At 53.7% G+C, this 17285-nt stretch carries 13 protein-coding genes; 11 read left to right on the top strand and 2 right to left on the bottom strand.

The window, feature by feature from the left end; genetic code table 11:
• The first annotated feature begins 171 nt into the window (after positions 1-171).
• Positions 172-1410 (top strand): alanine transaminase, encoded by a 1239-nt coding sequence (alaC, locus tag LJA86_RS11875; RefSeq protein ID WP_048029637.1) that lies wholly within the window; start codon positions 172-174, stop codon positions 1408-1410.
• Between the two features lie 52 nt (positions 1411-1462).
• Here the strand turns inward: alaC and ypdK are convergent, their stop codons facing one another.
• Positions 1463-1534, bottom strand: a complete 72-nt coding sequence (gene ypdK, locus LJA86_RS22210; RefSeq protein ID WP_099458937.1) for a membrane protein YpdK — start codon at positions 1532-1534, stop codon at positions 1463-1465.
• A 358-nt stretch (positions 1535-1892) separates the two neighbouring features.
• Positions 1893-2813 carry a kdo(2)-lipid IV(A) palmitoleoyltransferase gene (gene lpxP / locus LJA86_RS11865; RefSeq protein ID WP_111967611.1) on the bottom strand — a complete coding sequence of 307 codons (921 nt, stop codon included), beginning with the start codon at positions 2811-2813 and terminating at the stop codon, positions 1893-1895.
• 12 nt (positions 2814-2825) lie between these two features.
• Between lpxP and LJA86_RS11860 the strand changes: the two genes are divergently transcribed.
• The 10 genes from LJA86_RS11860 (at position 2826) to LJA86_RS11815 (ending at position 17285) form a co-directional block, all read left to right on the top strand.
• Positions 2826-2963, top strand: coding sequence for a hypothetical protein (locus tag LJA86_RS11860; protein WP_159427010.1), 138 nt, complete (start codon positions 2826-2828; stop codon positions 2961-2963).
• 639 nt (positions 2964-3602) lie between these two features.
• Entirely contained in the window at positions 3603-4100 is a 498-nt protein-coding gene (gene tssB, locus LJA86_RS11855; protein WP_045909386.1) for a type VI secretion system contractile sheath small subunit, read from the top strand.
• A gap of 32 nt (positions 4101-4132) precedes the next feature.
• A complete protein-coding gene (gene tssC / locus LJA86_RS11850; protein WP_045909385.1) occupies positions 4133-5677 on the top strand; it encodes a type VI secretion system contractile sheath large subunit in 1545 nt (514 codons plus the stop codon).
• A 17-nt stretch (positions 5678-5694) separates the two neighbouring features.
• The gene (gene tssK / locus LJA86_RS11845) at positions 5695-7035 is read left to right on the top strand and encodes a type VI secretion system baseplate subunit TssK (RefSeq protein ID WP_229226204.1); all 1341 of its coding nucleotides are present in this window, start codon (positions 5695-5697) and stop codon (positions 7033-7035) included.
• Positions 7032-7721 carry a type VI secretion system protein TssL, short form gene (tssL, locus tag LJA86_RS11840; RefSeq protein WP_045909383.1) on the top strand — a complete coding sequence of 230 codons (690 nt, stop codon included), beginning with the start codon at positions 7032-7034 and terminating at the stop codon, positions 7719-7721. Before tssK ends, tssL begins: the two co-directional genes overlap by 4 nt.
• Complete coding sequence (locus tag LJA86_RS11835; RefSeq protein ID WP_045909382.1) at positions 7718-9424, top strand: OmpA family protein; 1707 nt, start codon at positions 7718-7720, stop codon at positions 9422-9424. The genes tssL and LJA86_RS11835 overlap by 4 nt, the downstream gene beginning before the upstream one ends.
• 4 nt (positions 9425-9428) lie before the next feature.
• On the top strand, positions 9429-9920 hold the full coding sequence (hcp, locus tag LJA86_RS11830; RefSeq protein WP_023325816.1) for a type VI secretion system effector Hcp: 492 nt from the start codon (positions 9429-9431) through the stop codon (positions 9918-9920).
• A 158-nt stretch (positions 9921-10078) separates the two neighbouring features.
• The gene (gene tssH / locus LJA86_RS11825) at positions 10079-12733 is read left to right on the top strand and encodes a type VI secretion system ATPase TssH (protein ID WP_229226203.1); all 2655 of its coding nucleotides are present in this window, start codon (positions 10079-10081) and stop codon (positions 12731-12733) included.
• Positions 12730-15081: a type VI secretion system Vgr family protein gene (locus LJA86_RS11820; protein WP_229226202.1), complete on the top strand. Its 2352-nt coding sequence runs from the start codon at positions 12730-12732 to the stop codon at positions 15079-15081. Before tssH ends, LJA86_RS11820 begins: the two co-directional genes overlap by 4 nt.
• Positions 15082-15095: 14 nt before the next feature.
• Positions 15096-17285, top strand: coding sequence for a M23 family metallopeptidase (locus LJA86_RS11815; RefSeq protein ID WP_229226201.1), 2190 nt, complete (start codon positions 15096-15098; stop codon positions 17283-17285).

Raw genomic sequence — 17285 nt, 5'->3', positions numbered from 1 at the left:
GAAACAGGGGCTTCCGCTTTTTGGCACTGCCAGGTTCCGGTTTTCAGGCGATCGCTTTTTTTTCATTTCCCTCTCGACAGCATGATTTTTTTCAGGTTATTTTCTAAGCATGCCACATCGGTGGCAGCGTCGCTCGGACGGTCCGGGCGCTAACGTAAATCTGAGGAATCTATGGCTGAATTCAGTCCTGAACGCCGTTTTACGCGTATCGATCGTCTCCCCCCTTATGTTTTCAATATCACTGCTGAACTGAAAATGGCTGCGCGTCGGCGCGGCGAAGATATTATTGATTTCAGCATGGGTAACCCTGACGGCCCAACGCCGCCGCATATCGTTGAAAAGCTCTGCACGGTTGCCCAGCGTCCGGATACGCACGGCTACTCGACCTCTCGCGGTATTCCCAGATTACGTCGCGCGATCTCGCGTTGGTATCAGGATCGCTATCAGGTTGATATCGATCCGGAAAGTGAAGCGATTGTCACCATCGGCTCGAAAGAGGGGCTGGCACACCTGATGTTGGCCACGCTGGATCATGGTGATACGGTGCTGGTGCCTAATCCAAGCTACCCGATCCACATATATGGCGCGGTGATTGCCGGGGCGCAGGTCCGTTCCGTTCCGCTGGTGGAAGGTGTCGATTTCTTTAACGAACTTGAGCGTGCGATTCGCGAAAGTTATCCGAAACCGAAGATGATGATCCTCGGTTTCCCGTCAAACCCAACCGCCCAGTGCGTGGAGCTCGATTTCTTCGAGAAAGTCGTCGCCCTGGCCAAGCGGTATGACGTGCTGGTGGTTCATGATTTAGCCTACGCTGACATTGTTTATGACGGCTGGAAAGCGCCTTCCATCATGCAGGTTCCGGGCGCGCGTGACGTGGCGGTCGAGTTCTTTACGCTGTCAAAAAGCTACAACATGGCAGGCTGGCGTATAGGTTTTATGGTGGGTAACAAAACGCTGGTGAGCGCACTGGCGCGCATTAAGAGTTACCACGACTATGGTACTTTCACGCCGCTACAGGTCGCGGCTATTGCTGCTCTGGAGGGCGACCAGCAGTGCGTTCACGAGATTGCCGCCCAGTATAAGCGCCGCCGTGACGTGCTGGTAAAGGGCTTGCATGAAGCGGGCTGGATGGTGGAAATGCCGAAGGCGTCTATGTACGTCTGGGCAAAAATTCCGGAGCCGTACGCGGCGATGGGATCGCTGGAGTTTGCCAAAAAGCTGCTGCAGGATGCGAAGGTGTGCGTATCACCGGGCATTGGCTTTGGTGATTATGGCGACACCCATGTGCGATTTGCCCTGATTGAAAACAGCGACCGCATTCGTCAGGCGGTGAGGGGCATCAAGAGTATGTTCCGGGCCGACGGCCTTCTTTCGTCGAAGAGCGTGTCTGAACATCCCGCGTCGACATGACATAAAAAAACAGGAGCCGATGGCTCCTGTTTTTTTGACTGCATGTTCTTCACTAGATCATCAGGGCAAAGGTTCCGGCCCAGACTAAAACAATCACCGAAATGCCCATAAAGAAATATTTCACGTTTCATCGCTCCGCGTATCTTGTGGTACGCATTTAAAAACAGAGTCCACCTGATTATAGAGAACTGAAATCCGGTCAAAACGGAAATGAGAATTTTCCCGTTACGCCGCTCACTCCAGCTCAGAATTCTGTGCTTTCCTGTTGCCAGACGGCGCTAATGTACGCCTAAAAATGAGGGGTGACAAGAGGGATTTTTTTAAATAATTTCCGTTACTTACGAGTGTCGTGGAACGGCGACAGTTTGATTTCGCATCGCAATAAATTCACTTTGGGCGACGCAATGAAAGACGATTTCTCAACGGGATGACAGGTGATTGAAAAGGTTAGTTTCTTAGCGAAACTAACCTTAATGAAAGGCTTAAATATAGAGCGAGGCTTCGCCAAGAGGGCGGGTTTTGAAACGACGATGCATCCACAGATACTGCTCTGGCGCACGCATGATTTCAGTTTCGATGACTTTATTGATAAACGCCGCGGCTTCGCACTCGTTTTCCGGATAGTTAGCCATTTCAGGAGAGATGTGCAGACGATAGCCTGATTTATCTGCTTTTCTCACCATCGTTACGGTCAGCATTGAGGCGCCTGACAAACGAGAAATGACAAAGGTGCCGTTAGTCGTCGCAACATCTTTAACCGCAAAGAAAGGCGCAAAGCTGCTGCCTTTACGCCCATAATCCTGATCGGGTGCAAACCAGACGGCTTCACCTTTCTTCAGGGCACCGACCATACCGCGCAGGTTATTACGGCTGATCATCGCCTTATTGGAACGCATGCGGCCACGCGTCTGGACCCACTCCATCAGTGCACTGTTGTGTGGTCGATAGGTCGCCATCATTGGCTGGCACAGGCCCATCACGCGGCCACCCAGTTCCAGCGACATAAAGTGAACGCCGACGACCATCACGCCGCGTTTTTGCATCTGCGCGCGTTGCAGGTTATCCAGTCCTTCTACATCAAACCACTTACGGACACGCTCATCCGGCCAGAACCAGGCCATGCCGGTTTCAAGCAGCGCCATGCCGATAGACTTAAAGTTTTCAGCGATGAGCTTCTCGCGCTCTTCGGCATTGTACTGCGGAAAGCAAAGCTCAATATTTTTCCGCGCGATAGATTCGCGACGTTTCAGGAAGACGCGTGAAGCGCTGCCCAGTTTCGACCCCAGCAAACGCAGTACAGGGTACGGAAGTTGAACCAGCAGCCAGAGAACGCCAAGACCAAACCATGTAAACCAGTAACGCGGGTGTAAAAACGCGCGTTGAAATTTGGATTGAGACAAAATAGTGAAACCTATGTGAAGCCTGTAAAGGTAGCGCAGAGTTTGCGATACGACGTGCCGATAAGACCGTTCTTCAAGGTGATGGTTGCAGGCTTTACCGAACTTTACGGCGTTGCCTGGCCACTGCTGATTTGGGCGGGCGGCGTAATGTAGCACCGTTATACGATATGTGCTATTACTCGTTTTTGATTAAAAAAGCGGCAGTTCGGAAGGTGATTGATTTTACAGATTTTATAGGCAGTCGCATGAAAGCGCCTTTACTGCCTGAGCGAAAGGCAAAAGCGTTAGCGTTCAGAGGGAAGGCGTAAAGAAAAAAACGGCATTGTTGATTTGCGCCAAATTAAACATTTACGCCTTTATTTATTCCTCCGCATAATAAATAAGAATTTTCTTCGTGAAAATTCTTAAGTGTTATTCATACCATCAATGGAATAGTCATCTGTTTTCATTCATTGTGTTTATCTATTAATCGTGCCGCAATAAAATATTGCCGTTCTTTCGCGCTTTTTGACGTAGTGCTGTGATGCAAATCAAAACAAGATGTTTTTATTAACATCTCTCTGGCTACAACCCCTTCTGCGATACAAATATTCGATTTGTGCGAAAAGAGCAGTTTCTTTTCCTGATTTAGTTGGCCTATTTACGATAATGTCTTAGTGGAAAATTCTTAAGAAAATTCTTGCATCGGATTAATGATCTGTGTATTTGATTTTGTTCCGATCATTATTCTATTATTGCGCATCAAGAACGATACCGTGAAGTTGGCATAGCAAAACAAAGAGGGATGATTAGATGGCTGACAGTTTTCAGAATGAGGTGCCTAAGGCACGTATTAACCTGAAGCTTGACCTGCATACTGGCGGAGCAAGCAAGAAAATGGAATTACCCTTGAAATTGCTTGTTGCGGGTGATTTCAGTAATGGGCAGGAATCTGCGACAATATCTGAGCGCGAAAAGATTAACATCACCAAAAATAATTTTGACAGCGTTCTTTCCGAATATTCCCCAAAAGTTAACCTGGCCGTTAAAAATACGCTGTCTGACGATGGTGGTGAGGACAACATTCAGCTGACTTTCCAGAGCATGAAAGATTTCACGCCAGAGCAGGTGGCTGCCCAAATTCCACAGCTGAAGGCGATGCTGGCAATGCGCAACTTGCTCCGCGATCTGAAAGCCAACCTGCTGGATAACCAGACTTTCCGAAAAGAGCTGGAAAAAATCGTTCTTGACCAGTCACTTAGTGCTGAGTTGCGAAATGAACTATCCGCACTGGCTTCAAAAAAACCTTAACCATCATGCTGTTTTAACGGATTAATCAAGGAATGCTCATGTCTGTACAAAATAATACTGCTGGCGGGGAAAGCGTGGTGCTGGAACGCCCTGCTGTGGGTGGGGTATACGCTTCACTGTTTGAGAAAATCAATCTTAACCCTGTCTCCGAACTGAGCGCGCTGGATATCTGGCAAGATGCGCAGGCGATGTCGGATGCGACCGCTGACGAGCGTCTCACCGCAGGTATGCAGGTCTTTCTGGAATGCCTGACCAAGGCAGGCTCGAAGGTCGAAAAACTGGATAAAAGCCTTATCGATCACCACATCGCTGAGCTCGATTACCAGATAAGCCGCCAGCTCGACGCCGTTATGCACCATGAAGAGTTTCAGGCGGTTGAGAGCCTGTGGCGCGGCGTGAAGTCGCTGGTTGATAAAACAGATTTTCGCCAGAACGTGAAAATTGAGCTTCTGAGCATGTCTAAAGAAGACCTTCGCCAGGACTTTGAAGACAGCCCGGAAATTATCCAGAGTGGTCTCTATAAACACGCCTACATTGATGAATACGATACCCCGGGCGGCGAGCCGATTGCGGCGCTGATTTCCGCTTATGAGTTCGATGCTTCAGCGCAGGATGTCGCTCTGCTGCGCAACATCTCTAAAGTATCTGCGGCTGCACATATGCCATTTATCGGCTCGGCAGGCCCGAAATTCTTCCTCAAGGAGTCCATGGAAGACGTCGCGGCGATTAAAGATATTGGTAACTATTTTGACCGCGCGGAGTACATCAAGTGGAAATCGTTCCGCGATACGGACGACGCTCGCTACATCGGTCTGGTGATGCCCCGCGTACTGGGACGTTTACCGTATGGCCCGGATACTGTTCCGGTTCGCAGCTTCAACTATGTTGAAGAAGTCAAAGGTCCGGATCACGACAAATACCTGTGGACGAATGCGTCGTTTGCCTTCGCGTCCAATATGGTGCGTAGCTTCATCAATAATGGCTGGTGTGTACAAATCCGTGGCCCGCAGGCCGGCGGTGCGGTTCAGGATCTGCCTATCCATCTGTATGACCTGGGTACCGGCAATCAGGTAAAAATCCCGTCTGAGGTCATGATCCCTGAAACGCGTGAATTCGAGTTCGCGAATCTGGGCTTTATTCCTTTGTCCTACTATAAAAACCGCGACTACGCCTGCTTCTTCTCAGCCAACTCCGCCCAGAAACCGGCGCTGTATGATACCGCAGATGCAACGGCCAACAGCCGCATCAACGCCCGCCTACCGTACATCTTCCTGCTGTCGCGTATCGCCCACTACCTGAAGCTGATTCAGCGCGAGAACATCGGTACCACCAAGGATCGCCGACTGCTGGAGCTTGAGCTGAACACCTGGGTCCGCAGTCTGGTGACCGAAATGACCGATCCGGGCGACGAACTTCAGGCATCTCATCCACTGCGTGATGCAAAAGTGGTGGTGGAAGATATTGAGGATAACCCGGGCTTCTTCCGCGTGAAATTGTATGCGATTCCGCACTTCCAGGTGGAAGGGATGGACGTCAACCTGTCGCTGGTTTCCCAGATGCCGAAAGCGAAATCGTAATAACAGGCAGGAAGCCGATGAAAACGGAACAACCGTTATGGGGTAGGGGCATTATGGTCGCTCCCCAGCATTTTCAGCAACAGGTCGCGTATGCGGCCTGGTCTGCTGAATGTATTGCCCGGCTGGGCCTCTCCTGCCCGTGGGGGGTGATAAATGCTACCTTCGAGTCGGAAGCTCTCAGGCTTGGGCGTCTTCAGGCCCGTCATCTGCATGTCCGTTTTCAGGACGGTACGCTGATTGATACAGACAATGCTGATTCGCTGCCACCGGTACTGTCGCTTGAACGCGAATCGCAGGAGGTGACGGTGGTGCTGGCACTCCCGCTACTGCGGGCGAACGGCGGCAACTGCCTGAAACCCGATGAGGTGGCCGAGCGTCCGGTGCGATATCGTCAGCGCTGGCGGGATGTACGCAATACCTTTGGGGAAGACACTCGTCAGATTGCCGTGATGCAGCCTGAACTGACGCTGCGTTTTGCCCATCAGAACAACAGCGATTATCTGACTTGTCCGGTCGCCCGCCTGCAGCAAGACTCGCAGGGTACATGGCTATTGGATGAAACATTTCTTCCTCCGCTGTTGACCCTCCAGGGGAGCCGTTGGCTGGTTACCCAACTGGAACAACTACTGACACAACTGCGTGCGCGACTGTGCCGTCTGATGGCAATGCGGCGTGAAAGCAATGAGCGCATGGCTGATTTCGCCGTGGCAGATGTATCACTGTTCTGGCTGCTCAACGCGCTGAACAGTGCCGAGCCCGTGCTGGGTCAGTTCCAGCGTAATCTTCAAAGCCCACCGGAACGTCTGTATCCGGAACTTTCTCGCCTTGCGGGGAGCCTGCTGACCTTTTCCCTGGAACATCAGGTGAGCGCCATACCTGCCTGGCATCACGAGCAACTCAATGCGGTATTTCCACCGCTGTTTGATTTGCTTGGCGATCTGCTTGAAGCCAGCCTGCCGTCACGCGTGGTGGCCCTGGCACTCGACTATGACCCACGGCTGCACTTCTGGCAGGCTCGCCTGCATGACCCGCGTCTGCGCGAAGGGGCTGATTACTATCTTTCTGTGCGCTCACCGATTCCGGTGGCGCAACTGCAGGAGCAGTTTCCGCGCCAGTGTAAGGTGGGCAGCCCTGACCATGTGCGCGGGATCGTCAACTCTTCCCGCGTGGGCGTGCCGCTGACGCCGCTGCGCCATGTGCCAGCCGCCATTCCACTGCGCCTGGAAAATCAGTATTTCAGTCTCGATCTCTCCCATCCTCTGGCGACTGAAATGCTCCAGAGTGGGACATGTATGTTTTACGTCCCGGGCATGCTCGGAGAGCCTGAACTTGAACTCTTTGCGGTATTGAGAACATGAGTGAACGTAAACACGGCGCTGTCGTGTCTGTTGATATTGACGCACTGCTGCAGGATACCTGGCTTCAGGTCATCAGCCTTCGCTATGGCCCGCAGTTTCAGGAAGGCGAAGGTCGGGTCTTGTGGGAACGCTGTATCGCTGATGTGGAACGCGTTCAGCGTGAACTGAAAGCGAGTGAACTTGATGAAGCCAGCTGTAAGCATATCCTCACTGCACAATGTGCATTGCTTGATGAGGCAGTCAAAGGGCGCGGTGTAGAGGATGATGCCTGTGTGCAGTGGTATGACATTCCTCTGCAGGGACACTTCCTCGGCACAATGGACGCGGGTGACACTTTGTGTGACAGGATGCGCGATGTGCTGCGTGAACCTGCACCAGATAATGCCGTACTGACCTGCTTCCAGCGGGTAATGATGCTCGGATTCCTGGGCGATTTTCGTGCGCTAAACGATCCGGAACGCCAGAAGCTGGTCAGCGCCCTCAATGAGCGCGTTACACCGTTCAGCTACCCGCAGACCCATCCCGTTCTGGCAGAGAGCCGCAGCGGACGGGGAGCGGGAGGCTGGCTGGCGTCATGGCCCGCGCGTATCGGCCTGAGCGTGATTGTTCTTGCCGCACTCTGGTGGGGACTGGATCGCTGGCTCGATCAGATGCTGCTGACCCTGTTGCCGGGAGTCGTAAAATGAGTCCTGTACAACAGCGCGGGCTTGCGCTGTGGGCTGCCCTGCTGAGTGCTGTGGTCTGCCTGGCTTTTCTGCCGTTATCCCGGCTGGCTTCAGTGCTCGTTCTGCTGGCGATGATCGGGGTCATAGTCGCGTTCTGGTATATCGCCAGACCTCGTGCGGAGCATGACGTCAACCTGCGTCTGGATGACCTTCCTGAAACCACTTACCGTCAACCTGTGGTGTTGGTTTGTGGCGATATGCCTCTGACCTGGCCGCAGCAGTCACCAGTACTGATCGTCACGCAGGGATGCTGGATCCGCGTTGAGGACCATCAGGATCTGGAGCAGGTTGCCCGTCAGATTCTGTGGCAGCGCCCGGACTGGGGGCGTCAGCTGTCGGTGATGGTCAGTGTCTGCCCGCAGAAACATGTCGACAGCGAAGCCCTGACAAGTCGTCTGCTGGCTCTGCGCTGGCAAATCAGCCAGTTGCGTAAAGAAACGGGACAGTCTGTGCCACTCATTCTGAATGGTCAGATTGGCAGCGCGATGACGGATGACATGCTCTGGCAGGCCGCTATTCCGGGTGAAGGGTGGACTGTCTGGCGTGAGTCGAATGCGCCTTGTTCGATCGCCGCGTGGGTCACCACTGGCGGTGCGCCTGTGATGCAGCAGCAGGTGCTGATGAACAGCCTGATGAGCTGGTTCCATCAGCATGTCCAGGCGGTATTCATCGATGAGAATCCTGATATTCCGGTCATTGCACCTGCAGCGCAGCTGTGGGGAATGGGACCGATTCTTGCCGGAAGCCTTGCGTCCTCTGCCTGGACGGCATGGTTATCGCGTCATACTGCCATGCAGCAGGTAGCCGGCTGGCAACCGATAGGGACGGACAGCACGGTGATCTCACCCTTACCGGATTTCATCCTGCCGCTGCTACCGGAAGGAAGTGGACTTACTCCCCGCGCCCGCACCTGGCGCTGTGCCCTTGGTCTTTTCACCCTGGCGGCCATCGCCGCGCTGCTCAGCAGTGGCTGGAACAATCGCCAGTTGCTGCATCGCGTGAGCTTCGATATAGCCCGTTACGACAGTCTCTCCACGGATGACTACGGCCCGAAAGCTAGCGCCGTTGCGGCCCTTCGTGAGAATTCTGCGTTGCTGGATGACTATGCACGTAACGGCGTACCGGTCCGGCTGGGCCTGGGGCTTTATCAAGGGGAACGTCTACGGATATCCCTACTGGAAGCGATCCGCTCGTATATGCCGCCGCCTCCTAAACCGCAGCCAACCCCAAAACCAGCACCGAAAATAGTGAGGCTCGACAGCATGTCGCTGTTCGATTCCGGCAAGTCCGTGCTGAAAGCGGGTTCCACCAGGATGCTGGTGAATTCACTGGTTGGCATCAAAGCGAAACCGGGCTGGCTGATTGTCGTGTCTGGGCATACCGATAACACCGGCAATCCGCAGCTGAACCAGACGCTGTCTCTGAAACGCGCCGAAGCGGTGCGCAACTGGATGCGGGACACGGGCGACGTGCCCGAAAGCTGTTTTGCGGTGCAGGGCTATGGCGAAAGCCGTCCTGTCGCAACCAACGACACCCTGGAAGGGCGTGCGCTCAACCGCCGTGTCGAAATCAGTCTGGTACCGCAGGCCAACGCCTGTCAGATACCCGGCAAACACCCGGCGCCATCGCAGGATGATGGCGCTTCACTACACAATGGAGAGTAATTCCATGGCAATTCCTGTTTATCTTTGGCTGAAGGACGACGGCGGCGCGGACATCAAAGGGTCTGTTGACGTTCAGGATCGTGAAGGCAGCATCGAAGTGGTTGCACAGGAGCATAACCTGTACATCCCAACCGACAACAACACCGGCAAGCTGACCGGCACCCGTATCCACACGCCGTTCCTGTTCACGAAGGAAATCGATTCCTCCAGCCCGTATCTGTACAAGGCGGTGACAACCGGTCAGACCCTGAAATCCGCTGAATTCAAGTGGTACAAAATCAACGACGCGGGCCAGGAAGTGGAGTACTTCAACACCAAACTGGAAAACGTGAAGGTAGTGAAAGTGAATCCTGAAATGTATGACATCAAGGATCCTTCTAAAGAGAAGCACAACCACCTTGAGCGCGTTGAACTGCGTTACGAAAAAATCACCTGGACCTACAAAGACGGCAACATCATTCATTCCGATTCCTGGAACGAACGCGCCACGGCGTAATCCTGATGCGGGCAGGTTTTCCTGTCCGCAGTTTTTTGCTGAGTGCCTGAGATGCGGGCACTCAGCAAAGAAAAAACAATCTGCCTGCCTGACCTTATGCGCTTTGGTGAACAGCGAGGGGCGGTAGCGTGTCCAGGAACCGACAAAGAGAGAATCTCATGGAAAATCCAGCCATCCTGTTACGTCGTCTGAACCCTTACTGTGCCCGAGCGATGGAAGGCGCAGCTTCGCTCTGTCAGACCCGTGCCCATGCCGAAATTCTGCCGGAGCACTGGCTGCTGAAGCTGCTGGAGCAAGGGGAAGGTGACCTGACCGTGTTGGCGCGTCGCTATGAATGGGATATGGATGGCATCTGGCAGGATTTACTTGGCTGGCTCGACAGACAACCTCGCTCCGTGCGCCATCGGCCCCAGCTCTCTGATGACATCCAGACTCTGATGCAGCAAGCCTGGCTACTTGCCTCACTTAATGGCGAAGAGCACATTCGCAGCATCCATCTGCTGATGGCCCTGGTTGAAAAACCAAAACTGGCACGTTGTGACGGCCTTTGGCCGTTGTTAACGCTTGCTCAGAGCCAGCTGGAGCGCCTGCGACCGTTGCTGGATGCGCAATCGGATGAGCGTCCGGAAATGCAGCGCGAAGCCGAGTTGGCACAGAACCACGGTGGTGAGGTGGAGTTTGTCGGGCGTCCGGCTGGTGTGGAAATGAAAGAGGGGGAACTGAGCCCTGCGCTGCAGAACACGCTGGATAAATTCACCCTCGATGTCACCGCCAAAGCGAAGGAAGGGAAGATCGATCCGGTGTTTGGCCGTGACACAGAAATCCGTCAGATGGTGGATATCCTCTCTCGTCGCCGCAAAAACAACCCGATTCTGGTCGGTGAGCCGGGCGTAGGGAAAACCGCACTGGTTGAAGGTCTGGCATTGCGTATTGCCGAGGGTAATGTGCCTGAATCACTGAAAACGGTCACTCTGCGTACCCTTGACCTGGGCCTGCTGCAGGCCGGTGCAGGCGTGAAAGGCGAGTTCGAACAGCGGCTGAAAAACGTCATCGATGCGGTGCAGCAATCCCCGTCCCCGGTCCTGCTATTTATTGATGAAGCACATACCATCATCGGCGCGGGCAACCAGGCGGGAGGCGCCGATGCAGCGAACCTGCTAAAACCGGCGCTGGCGCGTGGCGAACTGCGTACGATTGCGGCCACAACCTGGAGCGAGTACAAGCAGTACTTCGAACGCGACGCGGCCCTGGAGCGTCGTTTCCAGATGGTAAAAGTCGATGAGCCTGACGATGACACCGCCTGTCTGATGCTCCGTGGTCTGAAATCCCGTTACGCCGAGCACCATAACGTGCACATTACCGACGATGCGGTGCGCGCTGCTGTTACGCTTTCCCGCCGCTACCTCACGGGCCGCCAGTTGCCGGATAAGGCGGTTGATCTGCTCGACACCGCCGCAGCGCGCGTCCGAATGAGCCTCGACACGGTACCGGAACAGCTGACCTGCATTCGCTCGCAGATTACCTCTCTTGAAATGGAGAAGCAGGCGCTGCTGGAAGATATTGCTGTCGGCAATCAGAGCCATGGTGAACGCCTGACCGTCATTGAGCAGGAAGAGAACGCTCTTATCGTTGCTCTCGACGAGCTTGAAACGCAGTACAGGCAGGAACTGAAACTCACCGAACAACTGCTGGAAAGCCGCCAGGACATCTCCCGTCAAAGCGAGACGCGCACGCTGCAGCAGGAACTGAACGGCATGCAGCACAGCAACCCGCTGCTCTCTCTGGATGTTGACGTACGCACCGTTGCCAACGTGATTGCTGACTGGACAGGCGTTCCGCTGTCATCGCTGATGAAAGATGAGCAGACCGAACTGCTGACCCTGGAAAATGAAATGGGTAAACGTGTGGTCGGGCAGGATGTGGCGCTCGAGGCCATCGCCCAGCGTCTGCGTGCGGCAAAAACGGGTCTCACCTCAGAGAATGGCCCGCAGGGCGTATTCCTGCTGGTGGGACCGAGCGGGGTGGGGAAAACCGAAACCGCGCTTGCGCTGGCCGATGTCATGTACGGCGGTGAGAGGTCACTCATTACGATTAACCTCTCCGAATACCAGGAGCCGCATACGGTTTCCCAGTTGAAGGGCTCACCTCCGGGTTACGTCGGTTATGGCCAGGGAGGGATCCTGACCGAAGCCGTGCGCAAGCGCCCGTATAGTGTGGTTTTGCTCGATGAAGTCGAAAAAGCCCACCGCGACGTGATGAACCTGTTCTATCAGGTCTTTGACCGCGGCTTTATGCGCGACGGCGAAGGACGTGAAATCGACTTCCGCAACACCGTCATTCTGATGACCTCGAATCTCGGCAGCGACCACCTGATGCAGCTGCTTGACGAACAGCCGGAGGCCAGCGAAGGCGATCTTCACGAGCTGCTGCGTCCGATACTGCGCGATCACTTCCAGCCAGCGCTGCTGGCCCGCTTCCAGACCGTGATTTACCGCCCCCTCTCGGAAGCAGCCATGCGTACCATCGTGGAAATGAAACTCTCACAGGTCAGCAAGCGCCTGCATCGACACTACGGCCTGAGCACGCAGATTGATGAAAGTCTTTATGATGCGCTGACTTCAGCCTGCCTGCTGCCAGATACCGGTGCGCGTAACGTCGATAGCCTGCTCAATCAGCAAATTCTGCCGGTGCTCAGTCAGCAACTGTTGACCCATATGGCCGCAAAACTGAAACCACAGTCATTACGCTTTAGCTGGAGTGAGGGAGAGGGGATCGGGCTGGAATTTGATGTGAAACAGGGAGTGGACGCATGAGTAATAATCCTCCATTAAGATACAGTCATAGCCACCACCTGCTGGCGGTGAAAGACTGTGGGTCCGCGCTCGACGTGCTGGCGTTTGAAGGCGATGAAGCCCTGAGCACGCCGTTCCGCTACCGTATTGAATTCACCAGCAGTGACCACGCTATCGCCAGAGAGTCTATGCTGATGAAGCCCGGTTCGCTGACGCTGCAGGCCCCGGTAGACCAGGGTTACGGCATTAAAGTGCAGCAACCGGTGCGCACCCTTCAGGGCGTGGTGACCGGTTTTGAACGCCTCAGCACGTCAAAAGATGAAACCCGCTACGCCCTGACGCTCCGGCCACGTCTGGCGCTGCTCGACCGCTCGCACCAGAACGCCATTTACCAGGACATGTCGGTTCCGCAAATCGTGGAAAAAATCCTGCGCGAGCGCCACGGTATGCGCGGTCAGGATTTTCTGTTCTCGCTGTCAAAAGAATACCCGCGCCGTGAACAGGTGATGCAGTACGGTGAGGACGACCTGCACTTTATCATCCGCCTGCTGGGTGAGGTCGGTATCTGGTTTCGCTTCACCACCGACACGCGCCTCAACATTGACGTGGTGGAGTTTTACGACAGCCAGCAGGGGTATGAAAAAGGTCTGACGCTGCCGTCGGTACCGCCATCGGGCCAGCATTCAAAAGGCGTGGATTCGGTCTGGGGAATGGAATGCCATCACAACGTGGTGCAGAAGCAGGTCAGCACCCGGGACTACAACTACCGTCAGGCCACGCAGGACATGAACACCCTGGTGGATGCGACCCGCGGGGATGTCACCACATACGGTGATGCCTATCACTGGGCGGATAACTACCTGACGCCGGGCAGCATCTATGACCGTAATCCGGCCCCGGAGTCCGGGGCGTTTTATGCCCGCCTTCGTCACGAACGCTACCTGAATGGTCAGACCCGGGCGCAGGGCATCACCAGCTGTCCGACCCTCTCACCGGGTCAGGTACTGAAAGTCACCGGCGGGTATGAAGTGGCGGACGTGTTTGCGCAGGGCGTGGTCATCACGGCGATGCACACATATGCCCGCCGTGATAAGGACTTTGCGGTTGATTTTGACGGCATTCCGGACAGCACCGATTTTGGTTTCCGCCCGGAACCTGGCTCACGCCCGGTGATGGCTGGCACCTTACCGGCCCGCGTCACCAGCACCACCGAAAATGACACCTACGGGCATATCGATAAAGACGGTCGTTACCGCGTCAACATGCTGTTTGACCGTGATAACTGGGAAACCGGCTTCGAGAGCCTGTGGGTGCGCCAGTCACGCCCTTATGCAGGGGACACCTATGGCCTGCACCTGCCGCTGCTGGCGGGCACCGAAGTGGCGATTGGCTTTGAGGACGGTAACCCGGACCGGCCGTACATTGCCGGCGTACTGCACGACTCGGCGCACGGCGACCACGTCACCATCCGCAACTACAAACGTAACGTCCTGCGTACCCCGGCGAACAACAAAATCCGCCTCGATGACGAGCGCGGAAAAGAGCACATCAAGGTCAGCACGGAGTACGGCGGCAAGAGCCAGCTGAACCTCGGCCACCTGGTCGACAGCGAGAAACAGCAGCGCGGTGAGGGGTTTGAGCTCAGAACGGACAGCTGGGGAGCCATCCGGGCACAGAAAGGGATGTTCATCAGCGCTGATGGCCAGACGAAAGCACAGGGCCAGGTGCTGGAGATGCAGCCAGCGGTCAGCAATCTGGGTGATGCCCGGGAGCAGATGACGTCCATCTCCGGTGATGCGCAGAAGGCGACCGCGAACCCGGCCGATCTCCAGGCGCAAATCAAACTGCTGGAACAGCAGCTGACAGACCTCAAAAAATCAGTGCTGCTGCTCAGCGCGCCGGATGGAATGGCACTGACCAGCGGACAACATCTGCAGGTATCAGCCGGGCAGAACCTGATAGCCACGGCCGGTAAAAATGCTGATGTCAGCGTGGTGAAAAATCTGTTCATCGGGGTGGGCAATGCCCTGAGCGTTTTTGTTCGTAAGCTGGGGATCAAGCTCATCGCGAACCAGGGACCGGTGAGAATCCAGGCACAGAATGACCTGATGGAGCTCATCGCTCGTGGAGAAATCAGCGTCGTCAGTACCGAAGATCGTATCGAGATTATTGCCAAGAAGCAGGTCACGATCAACGGGGGTGGAAGCTATATCACCCTCGATGCCAATGGCATTGAATCTGCCACACAGGGGGAGTACCGGACTAAAGCCGGGCATTACGGACGAAAAGAAAAGGCTAGCAAGCCAGAAGACTTCCCGAATGTGGCTCCTGAAACCACAGAACCTTCCAGTAAATTCAGCTTTTCCTGACAAGGAGTCAGTTTATGATTATCAGCCCACCGCTTCTGAAAGCGAAAGATGCCCATGAAACTGATGCGGCCTGGATTGAAAGAGTCATGACCGTAGTTGACCGCCGTGGGTATCCGGTTAACGATTATGGTTCGTGGCATGGCGGAATACATATACGTCAGACTGACGAAGGGAGACCTGCTGAGAGCGTGCGGGCGATAGCAGATGGTACCGTCGTTTCACTCCGCAAAAGCTCAGACAAGCGCGATCAGGCACCATTTAACATCAACGCCGATAAACCCAATACAAAGGGGAGTGATGATGGTTATGTGCTGATAAAGCATGAAACCGAGATCGGTAGCGGTGATGTAGCAAAAGTGGCTTTCTACTCCCTATACATGCACCTGAAGTCGCTGGCTGAAACTGTTAAAGCCGGTGAGAAAGTTTACCGTAAGGATCCGTTAGGCCTTCCGGGCATGGTGGATGGAGTCAATGCTTTCCATTTCCAGATTTTCTGCGATGATGACAACATCAGCAAGCTGACGGGCAGGAAATCAGGAGAGCTGGATATTTCGAAGAATGGCCGCACTGATGCGGTTTACGGTGATATTCACTTTTATCTGCCTCCGCAGACAAAGTTTTATGACAAGGCCCCTGCAGATAACAGCACGTCTATCACCGGACTTTCTGAGCTCTATACCAGCAATGCGCCTCTGTATGCCAGCATGACTCTGGCCCAAGGCAACTGCACGATGGTAACGCGGCAGAAAAATACGCAGGTTGACGGGAAATATGATCTGCTGGGCGAGCCACTGGTTAATGCTGATGGCAATGACTACGAATACAATCTCTATAAAACCGCGATGCGGAATTATAAGGAAAGCCCGAGTGCCGGGTTCGAATTACTTCGCTTTGGGCGGGTGATCAATACAGACCATGAAACACTGGTACCGGCAGATGCGCCATTATGGATGACGGTCAATTACCCGGGGGGAAAGGGGGTAGTCAATCTAGCCGATCCTAGTATTAAAAAGTTTAGTGACGCTGACTTTCCGCATTGGACAGGCTGGCAGATGGTTGATGACGCTAGTGATAGCGATAGTCAGTGTAATTCAGCCATTATCAAGAAGCTGCAGGAAGATGGTGAGTTCGATAACCAGTGCGGAAAGCTAATCTGTCATTTCCCGTTTGAATGGGAAAAAAGTACGATCGACACCCGCTTCTCGTGGCTGAAAACGGGAAGTGAAGAGCATGACCCGATGACGGAAGAAGATTATGCAAAATTCAAGGCTCATGCCGAAGCATTGTGTTTCGACATTGGGGAACTTAGCAGCGGAAGTTTGTGGCATTTTGAGCCAAAGGCAATAATTAACCATTTTAGAAATTGTGGGTGGTTAAGCTTCTCTGAAATGAAACAAATAGTACCTAGCCACGCTCTACGCCAATCAGGCAGAAATCGGTTTGCCTGGGAAGCTGTTAACACAAGCTTAAGAACATCGGGCTCGATTTTGAGCAGCCAGATTTCAAATCTAAACTCCTCCATGAGAAAGTATTGTATTAATACTCCATTTAGAGTTTCTTGTTTTTTAGGTAATGCAATACAAGAAACTGGGTGGTTGAGTACGCTTCATGAGGGGAACGGCAGTAACCTCTGGTACGCCCCATGGTACGGGCGTGGCTTTTTGCAATTAACTAACCCAGAAAACTACCTTAACTATTTTAAATATATTGGTAGAACAGTTGAAGAGCAATTAAAACAGAGTTTGGTTGATGCATATGCATCAATTGCAGCACAACCTCCTGCGAATAGATCCAATGCTACACTGCAAGATCGCCATTTCCCTACGCTTACAACAGAATTTATAGAGCTAAGAAATGCTGTTAGTGATTCACATAGCACACTAGCTGCAGATAGTGCGGGGTTTTATTGGGTGAAAAATAAGATGGCAAAATATGCTGATGAGGAGCATGTTTTAGAGAGAGTTTCCGTTAATACAAATCTTGGAACAAAGTATTACTACCGAAGCCCTAGTTTTTGGGAAGCAAGTGCCGCAGTTAATTTGCCTGGTAGAATTGGTTCGCTTTACCATCACTCACTAAACGGATTCGACTCGAGATGTTGTGCCTACGGAGTTGCCCTTGCTATTTTAACGGAAAATAAATTCCCGAATGCTTCTGGAAATTTGGTTTTGAACTTCCCGGAAGGATATAAACATAGGAAGTAA

This window comes from Enterobacter sp. TCD1-1 (assembly GCF_020567405.1).
Taxonomy (GTDB): Bacteria; Pseudomonadota; Gammaproteobacteria; order Enterobacterales; family Enterobacteriaceae; genus Enterobacter; species Enterobacter quasiroggenkampii.
This window is presented reverse-complemented; position numbering and strand designations above follow the sequence as displayed.